Origin of the sequence: Shewanella vaxholmensis (genome assembly GCF_031932135.1) — a bacterium.
Lineage (GTDB): Bacteria > Pseudomonadota > Gammaproteobacteria > Enterobacterales > Shewanellaceae > Shewanella > Shewanella hafniensis.
In genome coordinates, this window is sequence record NZ_JAUOEV010000001.1 from 200,450 (window position 1) to 223,836 (window position 23,387).

The window sequence follows — 23,387 nt, forward strand, 5'->3', positions numbered from 1 at the left end:
GGTAAAATAACTGACGCTAAGCTTGGCAACAAACCCAGTAAAAATGCGGTCTGCAGCTGAGTCAATTCTTATGTTACAGTTTAATGAATTCTGATCCGCCGCTAGAAATTAGCTGTCGAACACAGGTTTACCCCGCCCAAACTATGCCGTAAACTGCCACTTTAATTTTCAATGAGCGCCTCTTATGTGGTTTAAAAATCTTACTCTTTATCGTTTCAATAAACCTTTTGCCGTCGAAACCGAAGCGCTAGAAACTGCGTTGGCCGATTTCACTTTCTCTCCGTGCTCAAGCCAAGATGTCAGTAAATTTGGTTTCTCTAATGCTTTAGGCAAAAAAGGCAGCTCCTTGGTACACAGTGCCGACAATCGCCATCTGATCTGTGTAACTAAAGAAGAGAAAATTCTCCCAGGTCAAGTCATCAAAGAAGCCTTAGAAGAAAAAGTCGCCCTCATTGAAGATGAAGAAAATCGTAAGATGGCGAAAAAAGAAAAAGATGCGCTAAAAGATGAAATCATTACTAGCCTACTGCCACGCGCTTTTTCACGCCGCAGCCAAACCCATGCCTTGATTTTGCCAGAGCTGGAAATGATCCTTGTCGACAGTTCAAGTGCCACTAAAGCCGAAGAGCTGTTAGCTTTATTACGTAAAGCGCTCGGTAGTTTGCCGGTGATCCCATTGAGCTTTAAAGCGCCAGTCGAATCCAATTTAACCGAATGGTTAAAACTTGGCAGCGCGCCATTACCTTTTGAAATGCAAGATGAAGCTGAACTTAAATCCGAAGCGGATGAAGGCGGCATTGTACGTTTCAAGCAACAGGATTTAAAAGAAGACGAAGTCTTAGCTCACCTCGCAACAGGTAAGCAAGTACACAAGTTAGCACTGCATTTCGGCCAATCGATTGCACTATTATTGCAATCGGATGCCAGCGTTAAACGCCTTAAATTCTCAGAAGAATTTAGAGCAGGTAACGATGAAGTCGGCACTGATGACCCTATGGCACGTTTAGATGCAGACTTCGCCTTAATGGGCAGCGAGTTAGTCGCCTTGATGCATGCACTCGTGGCAGCACTAGGTGGACTCGAAGAAGCACAAGTTTAAGCTGAATTAAATTTAACCTAAGTGAGTTAGGTAAACTAAATCTGCGACTCACTCGTATTCTTCTTATATAAATAAGTTGAAATACAAAATAACAAAAGGCGCCCCTTCTAAATGAGGGTGCGCCTTTTTTGTATCAATCAAACGCCTAAATTCAAGGCATTCGGCTTAATCGCAAGCCGAATGCCATTTGATTTAGTCATTAGCATTAGTCACTAATTTGGGGCACTAGCTTTAGGACTAACATTAGACACTAGCTTTAGTCACTCACTTTAATCACTAATTTTAGTCATCGGCTTTAGACACTAGCTCGCCTTTATTATCAAACGGCCAATCAATGCCTAACCAAGCCTTGAAGAAGGCTTTTTGCTGTTTAGTCGCTTTCGCATCGCCCTTAAGCACTAACTTACCGCTTTGCTGCTCCCCAAGGGTGAGCTTAACTTGTTTGATTTTATCGTTGCTGAATAATGTCACTTCAATGCTATCACCAGTCTTAAAGTCGTTGATGCGCTTATCAAAACCCGCAGCAGTCACCTTAAGACCATTAATCGCTAATACTTCATCCCCCGCGACGATACCCGCTCGCCACGCTGGGCCATTACGCAGCACTTGGTCTAACACTAAAGAGCCATGGGCGCTGCTTAACGTCATGCCGGCAAATGCCTCGACTTTTGAATCTTTGCCATAGGACATTGCTAACCCAGCCTGCGATAACAACTCAGGGAAATCTAATCTCATCGGGCTATTCACGTTTGCCTGCCACCAAGGCGCATAATCTTTGCCGGATAAATCCTTAAGGATATGCTGCACATCACTAACCCCATAGCCCTTTGGCACACGGTGATCTTGATATAAACGGCGATGCACATCACGGTATGAATGCTTGAGTTTCGTATCTTGCAGCAGCGAGAAATCTAACGCTAAGGAAGTTAAGTAACCCTCAGAGTAGATATTCACACTGTGATTAATCGCATAATCACCGCCCGTACTGCTCCACTCTCCTGCACTCGCCTCGGCAACAGATTGAGTTTCACGCCCAGGGTTGAGTTGGTTTTTTTCAACGCGTTTAGCTAAGTCTTCGAGGAACTCTTTAGGCGTCATCACCCCAGCACGCAGCAGTAACTGGCCTTGGAAATAACTGGTAGAGCCTTCGGCCATCCACAGTAATTCCGTCATGTTTTCATGCTGATAATCATAGGGCACAAGTCCCGCAGGACGATAGGCCTTTACGTTCCAGGTATGGATAAACTCATGGGATGCTGTGCTAATAAAGCGTAGGTAATCCTTGCGCTCACGGAAACTAAAACGCGGCAGTTGGATAACCGTAGAATTTAAATGTTCTGTCGCGCCACTAGCGCCGCTGGTGGCATGCACCATATACACATAACGATCAAAGGGATAATCATCCCAAATCGCCTTTGCTTGACCACTTAATGCCGTTAAATCCTTAACGACTTTATCGGCTTCATAGTTACCTTCACCCCAAAATACTAACTCATAGTTTTTGCCATTAGCACTGAATTGCTTATGAGTACTCACACCGGTTTCGATAGGTGAATCAATTAACACATCGTAATTTTGCGCGATAAAAGAATGCGCTGGCGTGCCTGATGCCATACCCGAGTAACTTTGCCACGTTTCAGGAACGTTCAATTGAACCGATACCGGCTCAGAGCGAAATTGCGGGCTATACATGAACACGCCGCTGGCATCTAAATACGCGTGGCTCGCATCAATATGGCGAACCCTTTGGCCTAATTCATTGGCATACAACTGATAACTAACCGTTACGCTGGTTGGCTGCGTGAGCGCGACTTGCCATTCACCGCTCGCCGTACGTTTCCATGGGAGTTCATGACCTTGATTGTCTTTGGCGCTAAATAAACGCACGCCATCGGCCAAAGGCAATACTTGATATTTACCCGTACGCCACACTGGCAGATTGACCGTAAAATCGCTGGTCTTCACTTCAGGAAAAGTCACATTCACTTGAGCGATATGATGCTCGGGTTTAACGAGGTCGATTTGATATTTCACATCGGCCAATACTTGGCCAGAAAATAATGCACTTAATATCAAGATTGATAATCTGTTGGGTTTCACTCTTGCTTCCTTCTGTTATTATGCTTCTTATGATTTTTCCAAGTATAACAAGTCGATGTAGCATCCTCATTAGGCGCTAACAAAAGCTAACAAAATAAGTTCCTTGACTTAAGGAATGAGGAATCACAGTTCAAATGCAAAAACTCACGGTTATTTTATTTACTTTGTTGCTGTCACTGCCTTTTAGCGTTCAAAGCCGAGATCTCGAAGCTGATGAGGTGGAGTTAAGAGAATCGCCACAGCAAATGTATGATGTGCTCAACAAATCCATTTCCTTCCCCCTTGCGTTCCAAAACCGTGACCAATTTGAGCGTGCAGCCCAAGAGCAAGGCTACAGTCCAACCGAATTTGAACAGATTTTGTATCTGCTGACTCGGCTGAATATGGAGCCGAACGTGAAAACTAAGGTCGGTTTTCAGGACGCAAAAAGCTTGATTGAACTCTTATCTACTGCGGCGCAATCGCCCTATGAACTTGCAATGGTCGCCATGTTGAATGGGCGTTACCTTGGCCGTACCGAGCAAAAATATCAAGAAGCGATTGGCCTGTATAATGAAGCGATCACCCGCATCAACGACAGCTATGACATCGAAGCATTGATTCTTAAACACAATATTCATGAGCACTTAGGCGGCTTACATTTATTAATCCGCCAAGAAGTGCCAGCCCTGATGCACTTCCACACATACCGCGACATTGCCTATAAACTCAGAAACGATTACTTAATCGCGGCGGCTGAAGCGAGGCTTGGCTTTTATTACAATTTTAATCAGCAGCTTACAAAATCATTACAGCATTATAGTGAAGCGATTCGGATCTCCAATCGTTCTAATTACCCATCAATGAAAACCAATCTGCAATTACAACTTTCTAAGGTATATCGTGATTTAAAGCAGTGGGATGAAGCGCTTAAAAACGCTCATGAAGCCGCGGCTGGATTTAAAAAAATGGGCAATGACACTTATCTTTCAAGTTGTATGACAGTGATCGCTATGGTCTATGGCGAACAAGGGGATTGGCATAAAGCGATTGATTACTACCTAAATGCCCAGCAATTAGATGCAAAACGCGGTAACTACATCGCACAAGGTCTTAATTTCCATAATTTAGGACAAGCCTACTCAAATATTAAAGACAATGTTAACGCCCTAAAATATTTACTGATGGCCAATCAAATATTCAAAGAAAAACAAAGCCATCACTATCAAGTTTATAACGAACTCTTAATTGGTGAAATCGCCCAAACCAACCAAGATTGGCCGCTGATGATGGCCCATGCCGATATCGCATTAGCACTCGCGGTCGATTTAAAACTGGTCGATGAACAAAAATCCGCACTCACACTTATCGCCTCCGCGGCGCAAAAATTAGGGGAATTAGCAAAAACCATCGATGCCCTAGCCCGTATCATTGAGCTAGGTAAAAAGCCAGCCGAGACAGATAAAGACTCCCCAGTGTCGGCCTCTGCCCTTGCAGAGCAACAGCTTAAACTTGAGCTCAACATGCTACAGGGAAAACTCGTTGAGACAGTGAAAGAAAGCAACAACACTCACACGCTACTGCTCATCAGTTGCCTGATTGCCGGACTCTTGCTGCTGGTGATTGCGTATATGTTGCATCATCGCCGCAAAATCTCGGCACAGAATGCCGCATTAGCCCAACTGAGCCTACAGGAACCCTTTACCCATAACTTAGGCTATGCGGCGCTATTAGCGCACTTGGGCCATAATCAACATCAAGCGTCTACAACAGCTTTAGGGATTATCGCCTTCCCCGCCCAGCTCACGACCGACCTCGACTATGGCCAATATTTTAGTGATTCAGTAACCGCGCAACTGGCCACGCATCTAACCGATGCGCTCGCATCCCCTGTCTATGTGATACGCCAAGGGGTATTTGCAGTGCGCTTCACCCAAGCCGTTGAGCCGACAAACGTGATCAGCCAAATACGCCAGAAACTCGACCAACAGCACATAGTCCATCATTTCCGCCTTGGTTTTGCCAACTTGCCACTGCTGGCGAAATCTGAAATTAAAATGGCCGCGAAATTAAAGTTTGAAACCGTGCAGATGGCGCTCGCCTGTGCCCGCAGTTTAGAGGGAAGTGACGATTATTATGTTGCCCTTAGAGCGCTCGACTTTGTCCCTTTGAGCTTATTTGCCAATCCGTTATTTTTACACCTTGAAAAAGGCATTGAGCGTGGATTAATCAGATTAGAAACCAACGGTAATAAAGAAGATATTCGCTGGCCTTGCTGGGAAAACAACCAAGATAGGCAATTACTGGAAAATATTTGATCAATATCAGCAATTAATCACAGAGTCATAGGTAAATCGCATTTGCACTCTACGCCCAGTGTTATAACATTAGTATCATATGAGTTAACAGCTAATCTGGACATAGGATCGTCATGTTTTTTAGCCTTGCAGAGTTAGGACAACACTCAGGATGAAGGATTCGAGCGCTACCGTTTCACAACTTGCCTTGCTGCAACAGAAACTTCATTCGGCCAAACTTGCCCTCGATGAAGTCAATGAAGATAGAAACGCAAAGTTACAGACATTACTGCAATTTATTGGTCACTTAAGCCTCGCCTGTAAAGGGCAAAATCTTGAGCTAGATAATAAACTCGCCAAACTTCGCCATAACTTAAATACGTTTGAGCGAGTCGATGAGGCGTTGCCAGAATTAGTCGATGTCGAGCGCCTACTAAAAGGCCAATATCACCATGTGATGGTACAACTCGAAGAGAGTCGTACGGGTTTGTCACAGGTGATCCGTCAGATCCAACGCGTGAACTCTGCACCTGAAAAACTCAAAAAAGAAGTCAATTACTTCAAACAAGATCTGGCTAAACCTTTTCACACAGTTTGGGAATATATTCCTAAAGTTAAGCAAATCATCGGCTTCTACGAAACCATATTACAGCTACAATTTAACGAATCTGAAAAACTCGATGTCTTGCCAAAACACAGGCAGCTAGCCCATGAGCTGGCGCAGATGATTTCGGAAATCGAGTTTCGTAAAGATCAGCGTGACCAAGTCCTAGTGATCAAAGAAGTGCTCTCTTCTGAGATTGAAGTTGATAGCTTGCTCGAAGCCTACCAAACCATTTTAGCCTTATTACTTGATAACATCGCCCGCGAGAAATCGGCATCGCAAGAGTTTTTGTTTGCCCTCAACGATGCCTTAGCCGCAGTGCGCGAAGTAGTCAGTGAGTCTTACAACCACAATCAACGCAGCTTCCAACTCAAGACCCAGTTGAATCGTGAGATTAATACCCGCGTCGATAACGCCGGTGAAATCATTATCGATGTGGAAGATATTGTCGATCTTAAAGCCCAATTAACTGAGCAACTTAACTCCATTCGTTCGGCATTGGCCCGTAAAGAAGCCTTAGAGCAAAGAGAACAGGCCTTACTGCGTAAATCAATGGAAACAATGCGCAAAGAGCTTAATGAATTAAGTAACGAGGCCAATACTTACAAAGAGCGATTGTTTGAACAACAAAAACTCAACTTGCTCGATAGCTTAACTCAATTGCCTAACCGTGCCGCGTTAGAAGAGCGCATGGATTTGGAATACCGCAACTATCAACGGCATAAATCTCCCCTGTGGGTGGCGGTTGCCGATATTGACCATTTCAAAACGATCAACGACAGCTTTGGTCACAGCACGGGCGACAAAACCCTGCAGGTGATTGCGATGGCATTGAAAAACTCGCTACGCGATACCGAATTTGTAGCCCGTTATGGTGGCGAAGAATTTGTCCTGCTATTACCCGATGTAGCACCTGCTGATATCGCTCAACTTTTAAACAGAGTGCGCGAGAAAGTAAAAAATATTCCATTTAAATTTAAAAATCAGAGAATTACAGTTACAGTATCTATAGGGGCTGCGCAAGTTATGGGAAGTGAGCTCATACATGAGACCTTCGAACGCGCCGATGCAGCACTCTACAAAGCGAAACACGAAAGCAGAGACAGGGTTGTGATTGACGTATAATTGAGCCCCACTATACGCCTCCTCTAATCACTCCTGTCATGACGAAGGAGTGATAAATGATAGTAAAAGTCAGCCCTAAAGGCAGCATGGATCAGCTTTCGCAACTTGAAGTTGATCGTCTCAAGAAAAGTGCCAAAAGCACGCTATATCAACTGTACCGCAACTGCTCCTTAGCAGTACTTGCCGCAGGTTTAAAAACCGACAACTCTAAAGCCCTATTCGAGCAATACCATGATTTCGACATCCACGTCCTACAACGGGAACGCGGTGTTAAATTAGAACTGGTCAATCCCCCTGAACAAGCCTTTGTCGATGGCCAAATAATCACCGGCATTCAAGAACATCTGTTCTCAGTCTTACGCGACATCCTTTATATCAGCGACAGATACGACTCGCTCAAACACATTAATCTGACCAACGCCCACCATATCACCAATGTGGTGTTTGATATTTTGCGTAACGCGCGGGCGATTGCCCCCATGAAAGACCCTAACGTCGTCGTCTGTTGGGGCGGGCACAGTATTAATGCTATCGAATACCAGTATACCCGCGAGGTAGGCTATCAACTTGGCCTGAGGGAATTGGACATTTGCACTGGCTGTGGTCCTGGCGCGATGGAAGGCCCGATGAAAGGTGCGGCCATAGGTCATGCCAAACAAAGGATTAAAAATGCCCGTTATATTGGTTTGACTGAGCCAAGTATTATTGCCGCCGAGCCACCGAATCAAATCGTCAATGAACTGGTGATCTTGCCCGATATTGAAAAACGCCTCGAAGCCTTCGTGCGTTTAGGTCACGGCATTATTATCTTCCCAGGTGGTGCTGGCACGGCGGAAGAGTTGCTCTATATCTTAGGTATCTTACTCAACGAAGAAAACCAAGAAACCCCTTTCCCGCTGATCCTCACAGGCCCCACGGAAAGCGCCGATTACTTCATTAAGATTGATGAGTTTATTGCCTCAACTTTAGGCCCTGAAGCTCAGAAGAAGTATCAAATCATCATAGATAATCCCACTGAAGTGGCGCGTATCATGAAGAAAAGCATGGAGCAAGTGAAAGCCTATCGCCGCTCAACGGGTGATGCTTACCAATATCAGTGGGCACTGAAGATAGAGTCTGAATTCCAGTTACCTTTTGTTCCGAGCCACGAGGTGATGGCAAACTTGGACTTGCACTTCCAAACCAATAAAGCCGAGCTTGCCGCCAACCTGCGCAAAGCGTTTTCGGGTATAGTGGCGGGTAACGTCAAGTCGGAAACAATCAAGCACATAGAGCGCGATGGTCCCTTCCAATTGAAAGGCGATCCTAAACTCATGGACATGATGGATAAGCTCTTGAGTGCATTTGTGCAACAACAGAGAATGAAGCTTCCCGGAAGCGCTTATATTCCTTGCTACCAAATAGTGAAATAGAGAGCGAAACAACGACACCCCATGAACAAGTTTTTAATCATCGATGGTCTCAACTTGGTTCGCCGCATCTATGCGGCGATCCCCGATGAAACAGATATGCAAAGCCTCACAGAGCGCGTCAGTTCGGCGTGCACTAAACTGCTGCGGGTGCATCGCCCTACCCATGTGGCTATCGTGTGGGACGGTGATGAGATCTCATGGCGTAAACAGCTTTATCCCGATTACAAAAAAGGTCGTAAACCTATGCCAGAACCACTGGCGCAGGGTTTAGTTGCGCTGCAAGACCATTTAACCGCAATGCACATTGGCTCTATTTATGCCGCCGCGGAGGCCGATGATGTGATTGCGACACTGGCGATAAAAACCGCCAAAGCGCAAGGTGAAGCCATTATTGTGTCCACCGACAAAGGTTTTAGTCAGCTTAATCATCGCCAAATCAGTCAATGGGATCACTTTAATCAGCAGTACCTCGATATTGCGGCATTGGAACAAAAGCTTGGTGTTGAGCGCAGCCAATTTCTCGACTTGATGGCATTAGCGGGCGACAGCGGTAATAAAATTCCTGGTATTGCGGGCATAGGCCCTAAGTCGGCCGCCGAGTTATTGAAAACCTTTAGAAGCTTACCGACCTTGTTTTCATCCTTATCCAACCTAGGCGCTAAGCAAGCGAAGAAGCTCGCCGAGGGCAAAGAGATGGCGAGGCTGAGTTATAAGCTGGCGCAGTTACAAACGGACCAACCACTCAATATCAACTTGAAAGACTTTCGCGTGATTGACTCCCCACCTGAAAAAACCATCAATCAAGACTAAACTTCTGTTAATACAAAGTTGCAATTAACGCATTTACCTTAGCGCAACAAAAGCGTATTTTATGGACGTGCTCAAGTGACTCATTTAATGAGGTAAAGGAATAACTATAAATGAAATCAAAAGTTTCAGTAATTATCGGTAGTATTTTTGCCGCCTACGTCGCCTTTGTCGCTGTGGTTGTACTGGTTTATGAACCAACGCCAGAAGACATGAATTGGGAGGACCGACAGGCCTATAACAGCCAGAAAATGAACGATTTAACCTTAGGGCAAAATATCGGTTCAGTAAAAGAATTGCTCGGTAAGGCCGACTTTTCAGAGGCAAAAGCCGTCAAGGAAGCCAAGTTACAGGTGCTTTTTTATCGCACTCACCATGAGAAATCAGACGGTGTGACGACCAAAGAGGAATGTACCCCGCTTATTTTTGAAAATGATAAGTTGATTGCTTGGGGCCAAGATACCTATAAGCAATACCTCGATGCGGGCACAGACACTGTGCTCACTTCCGCCCACGAGACATTGAGCAGTAAATAAATACGACTGACTGCTAAATAAAAACGCCACCTAATCGGTGGCGTTTTTATTTTCATAATTAACCAACTGAACGTCTTAGTGACAGAATACCTAGGTCACTCAGTGCGATAGCAATAAGCTAAATCAGTCACTTATTCATCATCAGCCTTGTACTCGACATAGGCTTCGCCTTTGCTGAGCCATTCTGGCGCGGGTTTACCCTTCAGATAATGATCGAAATACTGCATCATGCGAATGCTGTAATCGAGCTTATTCGGGTACTTTTTCAAGTGATGCGGCTCATCCTCATATTGTAAGAACACCACATCTTTACCCGCACGGCGCATGGCCAAGTACATTTCAACACCTTGTTCCCAAGGCACCGCATCGTCCTTATCACCAAACATGATCATCAAAGGCGTTTGAATTCGGTCAGCGTAAAATACTGGAGAGTTTTCAATATACTTTTGCGGCGCGGCAAACAAACTCGCGCCAATACGGCTCTGTCCAGTTTCATACTGGAACTGACGCGCAATACCCGTACCATGGCGAATACCACTGTAGGCGCTGGTCATGTTCGATACCGGCGCACCCGCGACCGCCGCCTTAAACATCTTAGTTTGAGTGATGGCAAACGCCGTTTGATAACCACTCCAAGAATGACCTTGCAGACCAATAGCATCGGGATCGGCAATGCCCATCTCAATCAGCTTTTGCACGCCTGAGGTGAGCGCTTGCACCGAACTCGCGCCGGGGTAACCAATTTCAAAACGAATATCAGGTAGGAACACCGCATAACCATTATTGATATACCAAGCAAAATTAGGTCTGTGGTTAATGTTCATCTGCGGGAAGGCATGCAGTCTATCCGTCATAAAACGATAGTAATAAACCAACACAGGAACGCGCTGACCCACTTGATAATTGGTCGGCTTGATCAGCACGCCATCTAACGGCTTACCATCGCCATTCGTCCAGTGAACTAACTCGGCTTTGCTCCAGTTAAACGCTTGGCGTTGCTTATCTAAATCCGTTTGCTTAAGCGCATTTTGCGGGGCGCTATAGTTAGCTGTATACAAGTCAGGGAATAAGTCGAAACGCTCCTTAGAAAACACGATAGTGTCTGCGTCTTTACTGCGTACTAACACAGTCAACTTATACTCGCCTTGCATCAGCGTTTTCACGCCCGCTGCGCCGAGCGTCGCTTGGTAGAAGCCATCGGCCTTAGTTTTATCGCTATAACCGTGGAGTAACACAGTGGCGTTATAGGCAAGCTCAGTCGGTTCATCGGGATTATCGACTAAGCCCTCAAGACGATATTGAATTTTCTGGGTGCGCCCTTTACCTGCGGTTAAGGCAAAACCCGCCTTAGATTCAGTATTAAACTGCCAGACATCGTATTTATCGTAAACCAAGAACCCAGCGTCATCTTTCAGCCAAGGGCCAAAACCGTATCCCGGCGCGCTCGATGGATAGTCATGGTCTTCATCGGCAAAGCTGACCTTTAATGATCTTGTCAGGTTAGTGCGATGAGCCTCAGCAATATCATAAAGATACACATTACCTTGCTGATAATAAGCCACATACTTGCCGTTACCTGACAAACTTGGCTCGGCATCGCTCGGCTGCTGAGTCAAAAAAGGCACCTTACTACCAGTGTTAATGTCGACCAGATAATAGTCTTGATAGAAACCCGCCCACGTCGCCATCTTGCGATAGGGCAAATCTGAACTCGCCAACATAAAGCGCTTATGCTGTGAAATCGTCACATCTGGCACGGTTTTATCGCCAAGCTGCACCACGTTATTCGATCCTAAATGCAATACCGCAAGGTAAGTGCGTTTTTGCTCATCCTCATATTGCTTGATTTCGTGGGGTTTAATCCGTGGGTCGTCACCATGCCACACCTTAAGCCCGCGCTGTCCGGTAACAATATCGGCACTAAACAGGTCTTTTTCTTCGGTGATTTTCTGCAAACTAAGCTGCTGGCTCACCTCTGGCACGCGGCCGAAGAACAGTCGTTCGCTGTCCAATGAGAAGCTTAAACTTGTGTAGCGATTGAGTTTCCACTCAGGTGACTCAGGAGTTTTGCTGATTTTACCCGATTGCAAATCGACCAACGATAACTGATAGCTGCGACCATAGGGTAACTCGCTATCTTTGCCCTGCGTAAACGCCAGCCAACGACCATTTTTAGCCAGCGCTAACGCACCAACCTGTTGGCTAGGCGAATCAAAAGCGACGGTTTTTTGGTGGGTAAGTAAATCCACTAACTGCAATTGATGCTGTTTATTGGCGATATCATTCACCGCTAGCGCAAGTCGGCGGCTCGCCTTATCAAACACATAACCCGTCACTTGCTCAACATCGATGCGCTTAGTTTGATCGTCTAAACTGATCAAAGTAAAACGGCGGCCTTGGTCAAACTTATCAACCTTTGGCTTATCCACTTTCGCTGGGGTTTGTGTGCCTGCTTCAGCGAGTTTTTCGCTGGCTTTAGGCTCAGCGTCTTTTTTAGACTCTTCATCGGCCTCAAACCACATTGCCAAATGCTTACCGTCATCACTGAACACGAATTCCTTCACGCGCTCAAAGCGGGTTTGAGTGCCCGTTTGGGTATCGAGTAATACCATGTCAGATTTGAGTTTTTTCTTCGCCTTGGCATCACTCGTTTCACGCGTGAGCAAACTCGGTTTGACCACCACAGCCACAAAGCGTCCATCGTGACTCACTAAAGGATCTGACCCACCCGCAATTTGATAACTTTGCTGCGACAGCACATTTTTCACAATGACGTGACTATCCCCGCGATCGGGCGCAGACTCGACCGCGATGACTTGGCCCTTATCTGCGATAACCGGTTTATCAAGGGACTCAAAGTGCATGATGTCTGTGAGGGTGAGCGGTTTAGTGCTGGTTTCAGCCTGCACTGCAGGCAATAGTCCAAGGGATAACAGCACCAGAGATGTGATAGGGATTAACTTCAATGTCTTCCTCTTTTATATATTTGTTAGACTAAAGTAGACTTTTTTAACCATTGGCTCTCCATCATGGTGAGAACCCAGTATTTTTACAAGTTATACCACATAAAAAATCGTGATATTGCTCACTATTTCCTGTGAAGTTTGACCAAAGATGGTTAAAATAATAGACAGAAAAAATACCAAATTCATAGTCCTGCTACCCAGTTAACGCTGGGGGCAGACAATTGCAGTAACGACGAACCGTGGAAGGACTTCTCCATGTCAAAAAGAACGATAACCGTAATTCCAGGTGATGGAATTGGCCCAAGTATTATTGATTCAGCCTTAAAAATTCTCGATAAAGCGGGCTGTGATTTTGAATATGAATTTGCCGATGCTGGCCTGACTGCACTCGAAAAGCAAGGCGAATTACTGCCACAACGCACCTTAGAATTAATCGAAAAAAATCGTATCACGCTAAAAGGCCCATTGACGACGCCAGTAGGTGAAGGCTTTACCTCTATCAACGTAACTTTACGTAAAAAATTCGGTCTGTACGCTAACGTGCGCCCAGTACTGTCTTTCAAAGGTACCCAAGCGCGTTACGAGAACATCGACATCATCACAGTACGTGAAAACACCGAAGGCATGTATTCTGGCCACGGCCAAAAAGTATCTGACGATGGTTTAACGGCAGAAGCGACCAGTATCGTGACTCGCCAAGGTGCCGAGCAAATCGCCACTTTCGCCTACGAACTGGCTCGCAAAGAAAACCGCAAGAAAGTCACTATCGTGCACAAAGCCAACATCATGAAGTCAACATCAGGCCTGTTCTTGAAAGTGGCCCGTGAAGTGAGCCTTCGTTACCCAGACATCAAGACTGAAGAAATGATCGTCGATGCAACGTGCATGAAGCTAGTAATGAACCCAGAAAACTTCGATGTGATCGTAACGACCAACCTGTTCGGTGACATTTTATCGGATCTGTGTGCCGGTTTAGTCGGCGGTTTAGGTATGGCACCAGGTGCAAACATTGGCCGTGATGCCGCGATTTTCGAAGCCGTTCACGGTAGTGCACCGGATATCGCGGGCAAAAACCTCGCGAACCCAACCTCAGTAATTTTAGCCTCTATCCAGATGCTGGAATATTTAGGTATGGCTGACAAAGCTGAACAAATCCGTAAAGCAGTATCAGCAGTGATCGAAGAAGGCGACCGTACCACTCGCGATTTAGGCGGCACTCACGGCACGACTGACTTCACTCAAGCGGTTCTTGAGCGTCTGTGATCTCAATGCTGAGCGCGTTTAAGGCGAGTCTATAACGCGCTTGTTCAAGCTTCAGCTTCAGCTTCAGCTTCAGCTTCATAAGAAGTAAGCGTTTGAAACTCAAATGAGTAAATACGAAAAAGCCCCGAAGTTTCCTTTGGGGCTTTTTGTTATTTGGCTTTTAAACCTGTATGGCTTTAAAACTGCGTATCTTTTAAATCTGTGTGACGATTACCGTATTAGCGTACCTAAGTAACGTACGCGAGTAACGACGGCAATATCACTGCAGAGTTATCGCAGGAATTAATTCCACGCGGTATTAGGACGCAGCCATAAATGCACTGTCACTTCATCACGATCGTGATAAAGATGCTTACACTGCACTTTAAAATCGGTCACGCCGTTCTCTTTAAGAATGGTCTGCATGGTCTCAAGAATGGCAGTGACTTCTTTATAGCGGCTCTTCATCGGTAATTTAAGGTTGAAAACCGCTTCCTTAAACCAACCGTTAATCGCCCAAGCTTCAATCAGTTCAGCTACGCGCGCTGGTTTCTCAACCATGTCGCACACTAGCCAATAGATATTTTTGCGCTGTGGTTCGAAACGGAAACCGTCTTCACGGTAATGCTTCACTTGGCCCGTTTCCATGAGTTTCTCATCCATGGGACCATTATCGACAGCCGACACAAACATGCCGCGACGCACCAGTTGATAAGTCCAGCCACCTGGGCAAGCGCCCAAATCCACTGAGTTCATGCCACTGCGAATACGCTCTTCTTGCTCTTCCTTAGGCACGAATTGGCCAAAGGCTTCATCGAGTTTCAGGCTAGAACGACTCGGAGCATCCGCCGCCATTTTCAGACGTGGAATACCCATAAAGTGTGGCGAGCTGTTATTGCTGTAGGAATAACCCACATAGGCACGGCCGGGTCCGATAAAACACACGTGGATAATCGGACGTTTTGGATTTTCCTGCGCGAGCAAACTGCCAGATTTTTTCAAATGCTGGCGTAAAGGCACAGTGAACTTACGGCAAAAAGCCGATAGCTCTTTCGCTTCGTTAGTGTCTGGCGTTTCAACCCGCACTTCACCCGCTTTGCTGACGTCACTGAGTGCCGCCACGATTGGGCTAATTCTGTCGTTTTCAGGCAAGTCGACTAACAAGTCGCTGGCAGCAAACATCTGGCGAGCGAAAATGAGCGAATCTAAAGGCAGTTGTTTCACTAACGTATCTGCGGCGTCATCTTCAAAACATTGGTATACGACATAGGCGTCGTTATTGTTGGCCTTAACAAAGCCGCCCACATTGAGCTCACCGGCTCGCTGTTGGATTTCTGCAGCGCATTCTTTTTCAAAGCCTGCGCGGCAAAATAAAAATAGGTTTTTCATGGGGATCCCTGAGAAATCCAAGCCAAAGCATTGGCTGACTATCGATTTGGGCGTCAGTATACCAATTTCAATCCACAAATGCCCTATTTGCCTACTTGCGGAACTTTGAATTGCGATTGGAGAAATAAAAAAGGCTTAGGTGCGCCCTAAGCCTGTTAACTCACACTTAACGTTCGAGATTAAGACTCGTGACCGTCAATGACTTTATGACGCCATACCGCGGCAGCAAATAATAACCAGCCGAGTAAGAAACACCCACCGCCCATTGGCGTGACAGGGCCAAGCCACTTAGTGCCAAACAATGCCAGTCCGTATAATGAGCCAGAAAATAGCACTATGCCTGCAATAAACAAATACGCCGACCAGTCCAATAAACGTGAGGTTAACCATTGGCCCGAAAAGGCAACCATGATTAAGGCGAAGGTATGGTAGAAATGGTATTGCACCCCAAGATTAAACACGTCAATCAAATCCGGTGGTGCGACTGCTTTTAAACCATGGGCACCAAAAGCCCCTAAGGCGACGGCTAAAAATCCGCTCACGGCGGCGAGTAACAATAGACCTTTACGCATTTAACTCTCCTGCTGGAATGGGCTTAACTCATTCAACATTCATTCGCTCAACATTAAGCTAACCAATAAAATCGCTAGATAAATCAATGGCACGTGCAAGGTTAGCCGCTTCAGTGGTGCCTGACGACTTTCTTGGGACAAAACTATGATCGCCGTCGGTTATCCAAGCCAATCCTATCTCAGCTTTCAAAGGCCAATTTGGGATCTGCTCTTTGCCACCGAACTTATCCCGCTCGCCCTGTACGACTAATACTGGGACTTGGCATTCATTCAAAGGTTCCAATCTAGGCTCGCCGCCTTTAAGTGGCACAAAGGGATAACCTAAACAAATCACCCTATCGATGCGCGAAGCTAACGCGGGATCGCAGGCTAATAACGCCGCCATACGTCCGCCCATGGATTTGCCCATCAGTACGACGCGCTCGACCTTAGGTTGTGAATGAGCGATATCGAGCATCTGAGTAAAACAAGCGAGCAATTTAGGCGCGCGGTCCGGAGGACGCCGTTTGCCATCGACGGCATTGGCCTGCATATAGGGAAAATTAAAGCGCATTACTTGGCAGCCCTTAGCCACCAACCCCGCCGACATAGCCTGCATAAACTCAGAGCCCATGTTAGCGCCCGCGCCGTGGGCTAATAAAATCATTGTGCTCGCAGGCTCACCCTCTAACACAAAACTTGGCTTATCCGGGCAACAACTCACTGCGCGACTCCTCAGCAAACATATCTAACATCCATTCGCGAAACGCGACGACCTTACCAAGTTCAGCGTGATTCTGCTGGCAAACCAAGTAGTAAGCATCTTTACTGACCAAGACTTCTTGGAATGGACACACGAGACGCCCCGCTTTTATATCGGGACGCGCCAGTACGCTGTAACCTAAAGCCACGCCTTGACCATGGGCCGCCGCTTGCAATACCAAGGACGAATGACTGAAGATGGGGCCTTGGTTCACATTAATATCGTTAATCCCACATTGTCTAAACCACGCCTGCCAATCGTGACGATTCATATCATGTAATAGCGTGTGATATTTTAAATCGCTCGGTTTTGACAGTGGCTTAGGGCCATTGAGTAACATGGGCGAACACACAGGAATGAGCACTTCGTTTCTGAGCTTATCGGCACGCAAGCCAGGCCAATTGCCTAAACCATAATAAATCGCCACATCCACATCATCGGTTAGTGAGCTGGCTTCGGTATCGACAGCTTTAATACGCACGTCGATATCGGGGTTTTTCTCACTGAACTTTGCCAAACGCGGCACTAACCATTGAATCGCAAAACTGGGTGACATACTGACCGTCAGAGAACCAATCGCACTGCGGGCGAGTAATCGGTCGGTAGCATCGGCGAGTTGAATAAAGATGTCTTTGATGTCGAGGAAGTAGCTCTGCCCTTCTTCAGTTAAAAGCAAAGAACGGTTCTTTCGGCGAAATAATTTTAATCCGAGGAAATCTTCTAATGCCTTTATTTGATGGCTCACCGCAGCCTGCGTAACAAACAATTCTTCTGCTGCGCGCGTAAAGCTCAAATGCCGCGCAGCTGCCTCAAATGCTTTAACCGCATTAAGCGGTGGTAATCGTCTGGACATAGTGATCTCAGTCTCGTTTTTTAATTAGTTTTTCTAATCCGTATTGTTACATTTAATCGTTTGTAAAGGCCAGTGATTTTGGTTAAATTTTGCGCCATTGAAACAGCGGTATCCACGAAACACTTATATCTATGAAACACCCTAGTTGGACAATCTCAAAGTTGGTGATGGGAATGTCTGACAGCGTTAATTTGTCAGCCCGGAGGCGACTATGTTTAATTTAAAATCAGCGTTTGCGTTAGCGATAATTTCAGCACTCAGCTTAAATGCCAGTGCTAATGTACTCGTTGACGAAATCGTCATCGATACTAGCGACTTACAAGCTAGTATCACTGCAGACTTAACTGCTGCAATGAATAAAATGCACCAAGAAGTGCTGCAAGAAGCCACACTATTGATTGCCGCAGATGATGTCGCATCAAATCAGCAGGTCGTTAAGTCTAATAGCTTATAAGACAACACCAATTCAGGTTTTCACCGCGAAGACCAAAAGAAAAGCCGCATTGATATGCGGCTTTTTTGTATTCAATCTCTATGGGCACTTCCCACTGACAAGACATGTCAGTGGGCAAGTTTGCATTGATTTATGGGCGATACACTTTGACGTTAGTGTAGCCTTGCTCGATTAAATACAATGCCTGCAATTTACTCATCACCCCACGCTCACAATACAGCAAATAGGTTTTTTGCTTATCGAGATCGGCAAATTGAGTCGCTAACTTGAAGAATGGGATACGTTTAATCTCAATACCTTCAATTTGCAACGGCTTGCTTTCCTCTTCTTCAGGGGCGCGAATATCAATGACCACTTGGTTGGTATCAATACTGGCGACCGTTTCAGTCTCAGTAATCCGAGTATCCATTTGTTCTGCGATCTCCCTGATATCAATAGTGACAGACTGGGCGATGATTTGATCGATCAAATCTTCAGAGAACTTCTTCTCTTCCGCTTCTACTTTAGCTAATACCGCTTTAACCGTTGGCTTTTGCGAAATCACGCCGCAATATTCAGGCATAGATTTGGCAAAATCTTCGGTGCCGATTTTACGGCTCTCGTTGATAATGTCTTGTTTATCCATGGCAATCAGCGGACGTAAAATCAGCAGCTCAGTACAGCGGTCAATCACGTTCAAGTTGGTTAGCGTTTGGCTAGAGACTTGGCCTAAACTTTCACCGGTCACCAAGGCTTGAATGCCCATACGGTCGGCAATACGCGCCGCAGTGCGCATCATCATACGCTTGAGCACAACGCCCATTTGGCCATTATCGATACGCTCTAAAATCTCAGCGACCACAGGCTCAAAAGGTACAGAGATAAACTTCACCTTGTGGGATTCGCCGTAGGTTTTCCACAAATGGTAAGCCACTTGCTTCACGCCAATTTCATGCTGCGCGCCGCCCAGATTAAAGAAGCAATAATGGGTACGCGCCCCTTTTTTGATAAATTGATAGCTAGACACACCAGAGTCAAAACCACCAGAAATCAAGGACAACACATCTTCCTGTGTCGCCATAGGGAAACCGCCTAAGCCTTCGATACGCTTAGTGACCATGTAAAGATTATCGCGTTCAATTTCAAGGTTAACGGTAATGTCGGGATTCTTTAAACGCACACCTAAAGCATCGGTAAACTGATTTAAGCCGCCGCCAACGTAACGCTCAACTTCGATAGAATTAAAATCGTGATCGCCAGTGCGCTTCACTCGCACGCAAAAGGTTTTACCCGCGAGTTGGTCACGGTAAACAGGCAAGACTTGCTGATAAATATCGTCCACAGATTCAAAGCTGTACTCATCCACTTGCACTACGTGTGCAATGCCAGGAATACACGCCAGACGCTCACCGAAGGCTTGGGCCAACTCAGGCTTATCCTTTGGTACCATAACCATAATGCGGTCCCACTGACGTTGAACTTTAGCGTCTTCGTCGACTTTTTTGAGCACATTACGTATGTTGGTTTCGAGCATTTTGGTGAAGCGCATCCTTACGGGTTTGCTCTTCATCATGATTTCTGGGTACAGCTTTACAATAAACTTCATGGGATTTCCGCGGGCAATTTTAAAACAGCAAAATTGGTTAAAAGAATAATCGGGGGATTATATACCCAAGCGACCTAAAAATGCGAGTTTCAGCGCGCATCGCAAACAGCCACACAAGCCACATTCATGGCGGATTAATGGCGTATTAGTAATTAAGTCACGGCGGGATTTTTAAGCGAATTCGGTCGGGATAATGTCAGTGAAGCCTATTCACTTAGTTAAAATTGCTCTGTTTGAAATGAGTTATTTGAGATGAATTATTTGAGATACGTCGTTGAGGTAAGCTTGAAGAAAGCTTAGGGATTACACACTCTCTGCGATTGGCGTAAAGCCCAAATGGATTCAAACCAACCACAGCGCTTTGATGCATAAAGCGTTAGTAAAAAAGGGAAACGTCTACCTTAGCCCAGTAAAAAAGCCGCAACAGGATTGCGGCTTTAGATGCGGTGAGTACCAAGCTACCTAAGGCGAATTACCAACCTGAATCTCATCAGATTCCTTCGCTTTACCTTGCTCAATGGCAATTTCCACCCTGCGGTTACGGGCACGATTCTCCGGTGAATCGTTAGGCACTATCGGGTTATTAGACGCCATGCCCACCACTTTCATCCGTTTAGAATCAAAGCCTTTGACTTGCACTAACTCGTGGGCCACAGCCACAGCGCGTTTACTGGATAAATCCCAGTTAGAGCTATAAAGCTCATCGCTGATTTGCATGTCATCCGTGTAACCCGATACCGTAATAATCCCCGGCACATCTTTTAGCAGTTCGCCAACAGAGCGCACCACAGGCTTAAATCGTGGTTGAAGGAAGCCCGAACCAGAGGCAAATGCGCCCTTCTCACGGATACGGATAATAATCTGCTGACCTAAGGACTCAATTTCAATCGCACCATCGGTGATCTCTTTATTGAGCTCCTGCGCCATCTTCTTCACTTCTTGATTGATCTTATCCTGCGCCGCTGCCGCTTCGGCTTTAACCGCATCGGCCACTTCCTGCGCCGTTGCAGTGGCTTCACCACCACGCTGAGAACCACTTTGCTGCTGAACGCCGCCAGCACTGTCGTCTTCACCCGCTTGGTAATCCAATACAGGTTCCGTCATTTCATTGGTTTGCTGGTTGATAATTTCAATCGGGGTGGGATCGGGGCGGCCTGGTCTAAATTCTAAGGCAATTACTGAAGTCCCCTTCGGGATATCTTTGACTTCCACCTTATTTTGCACACCAAAGGCATACTTCATTGAGCCCGCGATCTGCTTAAACTTCATTACGTCCATTTCGGAAAATGACAATAACAACACGAAGAAACACATCAACAGCGACATCAAGTCAGCAAACGTCGCCAACCACATCGGTGCTCCGGCCGGTGGACAGTTGCACTTAGCCTTAGCCATGGGCTACTCTCCGTCCGTTGTATCTATTTTGCGATTTTTCTCAGCCAGATAATTTTTCAAGAAGCCTTCTATCACCCGTGGGTTTTGTCCGTCTTGAATCGCCAATACCGCATCCATAATCAAGTTACGGTTCAGCATTTCTTCACCCATCCTAAGCGTTAACTTATCCGCGATAGGAAGACAAACCATGTTGGCGACCATAGCGCCGTATAAGGTGGTTAACAAGGCCACCGCCATCGAGGGACCGATGGATTTAGGATCTGACATGTTTGACAGCATGGCCACAAGACCCACCAGCGTACCTATCATGCCCATTGCCGGACCTACGTCACCAAACGCTCTAAAAATGCCGATCCCTGTACGATGGCGCTCTTCGGTCAGGGCGATATCCTTCTCTAAGGCAGCGCGCACCACTTCACCATCGTGACCATCAACAAGCATGTCGACGGCTTTTTGCATAAAGCTGTTAGTAATCTGCGCTTCTTCTAAAGCTAAAAAACCGCCTTTACGGGCGGCATCAGCCATAGTCACGGACTGTTCAATCAAATCTTCTGGCTTATCAATCTTAAAAATAAACGCTTTGGCGGCGATTTTTACCGCACTAAAAAACTGTTTAAGATTGAACTTCATCATCACCACGAAGAAGGACCCACCGAAAACAATAAGAATCGAGGGTACATCAACGAAAATCATTAAACCGCCGCTGGTGGCCATTGCCCCGAGGATAAAACCAAAGGCACCCACAATTCCAATTACTGTTGCTAAATCCACAACGGCTCCTCAATTTTCGTAATAAACGACATAATACTTACCCTAGGTAAGCAATAACACTCAGTTGTTCCACTGAGTAAGATAATCCCACCGACACACATGCGAGCCTTGTCTATCCAGTTAAAAATTACCATACAAATGATGATACTATTGTCAGTTATCGGACACACACTAAGCAAGTTTAGCGACAATTTATATTTTCTGAAAAAATTTCAGTAACAAAGCGTGCTATTGAGCAAATATCTTTAGTCTGAATTTGACCCTAAAGCCGCCCTGATATACCTTGTGTCCGCTAAATCAAAGGAAGCATAAACGTGGCGAAGAAACCCGAAAATCTCAGTTTTGAAGAATCCCTTGGCGAACTCGAGCGCATTGTTGCCGATCTAGAACAAGGCGATATCTCCCTCGATGACGCGTTAAAACAATTTGAACGTGGCATCAATCTGGTTCGAAATAGCCAAGCAAAACTCGAACAAGCCCAACAAAAAGTGGCCATTTTACTGAAACAAGATGAAAATGCGCCCCTATCCCCCTATGCCGTTGAGGGCGAATAAGCGTGTTAGTCAGTGCCATTCAAGAATATCAACAACGGGTTGATAATCAATTAAAACAGCGTTTTAGTACGCTTGAAGATACTGCTCCCCAATTAAAAGCCGCCATGACTTACGGCGCCTTATTGGGTGGCAAACGCATTCGACCTTTCCTTGTCTACAGTGTCGGACGTATGTTTGGGGTCGAGCTCGAAAAATTAGATGCTTGCGCCGCAGCCATTGAATGTATCCATGCTTATTCATTGATCCACGACGATTTACCCGCCATGGATGATGATGAACTGCGCCGTGGTCAGCCCACAGTGCATATCGCTTTTGATGAAGCGACCGCCATTTTAGCGGGGGATGCACTGCAGACCTTAGCCTTTGAAATTGTCACCGAAGCGGTCCCTGGGATCAGCAGCGAGCAACATATCGCTATGGTCAGAGTATTGGCAAAAGCCTCAGGTTATCGTGGCATGTGTGGCGGCCAAGCGATAGACTTAGCCTCAACAGATAAACATATTGATCTTAAAGCATTAACTCAGTTACATAATATGAAAACGGGCGCCCTTATCAGCTGCGCCGTTGAGTTAGCGTTAATCGCCGCAAACGCGCCAAAAAGTCAGTATGCTGCTATGATGGATTTTGCCCATGCGGTCGGACTCGCCTTTCAAGTACAAGACGATATCCTTGACATCGTAGCCACCACCGAAGAACTCGGTAAGCCGCAAGGCTCTGATACTGAATCGAATAAGAGTACGTTTCCACAACTACTTGGACTACAAGGTGCACAAGACACCGCCAAACAACTGATCCAAGAGGCACTATCAGCGCTGGCTAAATTGCCATACAATAGCCAGTTAATTGCAGACTTCGCCCGCTATATCATTGAGCGAAGAATATAATAAGAGTCGAAGTATCTCGCT

At 46.0% G+C, this 23,387-nt stretch carries 19 protein-coding genes; 10 read left to right on the plus strand and 9 right to left on the minus strand.

Annotation, left to right across the window (positions count from 1 at the left end; genetic code table 11):
- Positions 1 to 184 precede the first annotated feature (184 nt).
- On the plus strand, positions 185 to 1,099 hold the full coding sequence (gene rdgC, locus Q4Q46_RS00795; protein ID WP_006080902.1) for a recombination-associated protein RdgC: 915 nt from the start codon (positions 185 to 187) through the stop codon (positions 1,097 to 1,099).
- Between the two features lie 282 nt (positions 1,100 to 1,381).
- On the opposite strand, the gene Q4Q46_RS00800 is transcribed toward rdgC, so the two are convergent.
- Complete coding sequence (locus Q4Q46_RS00800) at positions 1,382 to 3,199, minus strand: M61 family metallopeptidase (protein ID WP_259521030.1); 1,818 nt, start codon at positions 3,197 to 3,199, stop codon at positions 1,382 to 1,384.
- A gap of 134 nt (positions 3,200 to 3,333) precedes the next feature.
- Between Q4Q46_RS00800 and Q4Q46_RS00805 the strand changes: the two genes are divergently transcribed.
- From Q4Q46_RS00805 to Q4Q46_RS00825, 5 genes are all read left to right on the plus strand, one after another.
- Positions 3,334 to 5,496 carry a tetratricopeptide repeat protein gene (locus Q4Q46_RS00805; RefSeq protein ID WP_311904991.1) on the plus strand — a complete coding sequence of 721 codons (2,163 nt, stop codon included), beginning with the start codon at positions 3,334 to 3,336 and terminating at the stop codon, positions 5,494 to 5,496.
- Positions 5,497 to 5,647: 151 nt separating this feature from the next.
- Positions 5,648 to 7,204 (plus strand): GGDEF domain-containing protein, encoded by a 1,557-nt coding sequence (locus Q4Q46_RS00810; protein WP_259215347.1) that lies wholly within the window; start codon positions 5,648 to 5,650, stop codon positions 7,202 to 7,204.
- 56 nt (positions 7,205 to 7,260) lie between these two features.
- Entirely contained in the window at positions 7,261 to 8,616 is a 1,356-nt protein-coding gene (gene ppnN / locus Q4Q46_RS00815; protein ID WP_006080898.1) for a nucleotide 5'-monophosphate nucleosidase PpnN, read from the plus strand.
- A gap of 21 nt (positions 8,617 to 8,637) precedes the next feature.
- Positions 8,638 to 9,426 (plus strand): flap endonuclease Xni, encoded by a 789-nt coding sequence (gene xni, locus Q4Q46_RS00820; protein ID WP_311890057.1) that lies wholly within the window; start codon positions 8,638 to 8,640, stop codon positions 9,424 to 9,426.
- 110 nt (positions 9,427 to 9,536) lie between these two features.
- A complete protein-coding gene (locus Q4Q46_RS00825; protein WP_006080896.1) occupies positions 9,537 to 9,959 on the plus strand; it encodes a DUF3192 domain-containing protein in 423 nt (140 codons plus the stop codon).
- 131 nt (positions 9,960 to 10,090) lie between these two features.
- Here Q4Q46_RS00825 and Q4Q46_RS00830 read toward each other — a convergent pair whose 3' ends face one another.
- On the minus strand, positions 10,091 to 12,925 hold the full coding sequence (locus Q4Q46_RS00830) for a S9 family peptidase (RefSeq protein ID WP_311890058.1): 2,835 nt from the start codon (positions 12,923 to 12,925) through the stop codon (positions 10,091 to 10,093).
- Between the two features lie 255 nt (positions 12,926 to 13,180).
- Between Q4Q46_RS00830 and Q4Q46_RS00835 the strand changes: the two genes are divergently transcribed.
- The gene (locus Q4Q46_RS00835) at positions 13,181 to 14,188 is read left to right on the plus strand and encodes an isocitrate dehydrogenase (protein ID WP_106651128.1); all 1,008 of its coding nucleotides are present in this window, start codon (positions 13,181 to 13,183) and stop codon (positions 14,186 to 14,188) included.
- Between the two features lie 282 nt (positions 14,189 to 14,470).
- Here Q4Q46_RS00835 and rlmM read toward each other — a convergent pair whose 3' ends face one another.
- The 4 genes from rlmM to Q4Q46_RS00855 all read right to left on the minus strand — a co-directional run bounded on the left by rlmM (position 14,471) and on the right by Q4Q46_RS00855 (position 17,723).
- Positions 14,471 to 15,556 carry a 23S rRNA (cytidine(2498)-2'-O)-methyltransferase RlmM gene (rlmM, locus tag Q4Q46_RS00840; protein ID WP_311904992.1) on the minus strand — a complete coding sequence of 362 codons (1,086 nt, stop codon included), beginning with the start codon at positions 15,554 to 15,556 and terminating at the stop codon, positions 14,471 to 14,473.
- Positions 15,557 to 15,735: 179 nt separating this feature from the next.
- Positions 15,736 to 16,128, minus strand: coding sequence for a DUF423 domain-containing protein (locus Q4Q46_RS00845; RefSeq protein ID WP_006080891.1), 393 nt, complete (start codon positions 16,126 to 16,128; stop codon positions 15,736 to 15,738).
- A gap of 58 nt (positions 16,129 to 16,186) precedes the next feature.
- Positions 16,187 to 16,831: an alpha/beta family hydrolase gene (locus Q4Q46_RS00850; RefSeq protein ID WP_311904993.1), complete on the minus strand. Its 645-nt coding sequence runs from the start codon at positions 16,829 to 16,831 to the stop codon at positions 16,187 to 16,189.
- The gene (locus Q4Q46_RS00855) at positions 16,812 to 17,723 is read right to left on the minus strand and encodes a transcriptional regulator GcvA (RefSeq protein WP_006080889.1); all 912 of its coding nucleotides are present in this window, start codon (positions 17,721 to 17,723) and stop codon (positions 16,812 to 16,814) included. Before Q4Q46_RS00855 ends, Q4Q46_RS00850 begins: the two co-directional genes overlap by 20 nt.
- A 211-nt stretch (positions 17,724 to 17,934) precedes the next feature.
- On the opposite strand from Q4Q46_RS00855, the gene Q4Q46_RS00860 reads away from it, so the two are divergent.
- Positions 17,935 to 18,177: a hypothetical protein gene (locus Q4Q46_RS00860; RefSeq protein ID WP_259215336.1), complete on the plus strand. Its 243-nt coding sequence runs from the start codon at positions 17,935 to 17,937 to the stop codon at positions 18,175 to 18,177.
- A 130-nt stretch (positions 18,178 to 18,307) separates the two neighbouring features.
- Here Q4Q46_RS00860 and thiI read toward each other — a convergent pair whose 3' ends face one another.
- The 3 genes from thiI to pomA form a co-directional block, all read right to left on the minus strand.
- Entirely contained in the window at positions 18,308 to 19,762 is a 1,455-nt protein-coding gene (thiI, locus tag Q4Q46_RS00865; protein ID WP_006080887.1) for a tRNA uracil 4-sulfurtransferase ThiI, read from the minus strand.
- 462 nt (positions 19,763 to 20,224) lie between these two features.
- Positions 20,225 to 21,157, minus strand: coding sequence for a flagellar motor protein MotB (locus Q4Q46_RS00870; RefSeq protein WP_006080886.1), 933 nt, complete (start codon positions 21,155 to 21,157; stop codon positions 20,225 to 20,227).
- 3 nt (positions 21,158 to 21,160) lie between these two features.
- Positions 21,161 to 21,928, minus strand: coding sequence for a flagellar motor protein PomA (gene pomA / locus Q4Q46_RS00875; RefSeq protein WP_006085155.1), 768 nt, complete (start codon positions 21,926 to 21,928; stop codon positions 21,161 to 21,163).
- 314 nt (positions 21,929 to 22,242) lie between these two features.
- Between pomA and xseB the strand changes: the two genes are divergently transcribed.
- Positions 22,243 to 22,482: an exodeoxyribonuclease VII small subunit gene (xseB, locus tag Q4Q46_RS00880; RefSeq protein WP_006080884.1), complete on the plus strand. Its 240-nt coding sequence runs from the start codon at positions 22,243 to 22,245 to the stop codon at positions 22,480 to 22,482.
- 2 nt (positions 22,483 to 22,484) lie between these two features.
- Positions 22,485 to 23,366 (plus strand): (2E,6E)-farnesyl diphosphate synthase, encoded by an 882-nt coding sequence (gene ispA / locus Q4Q46_RS00885; protein WP_071939130.1) that lies wholly within the window; start codon positions 22,485 to 22,487, stop codon positions 23,364 to 23,366.
- Positions 23,367 to 23,387 lie beyond the last annotated feature (21 nt).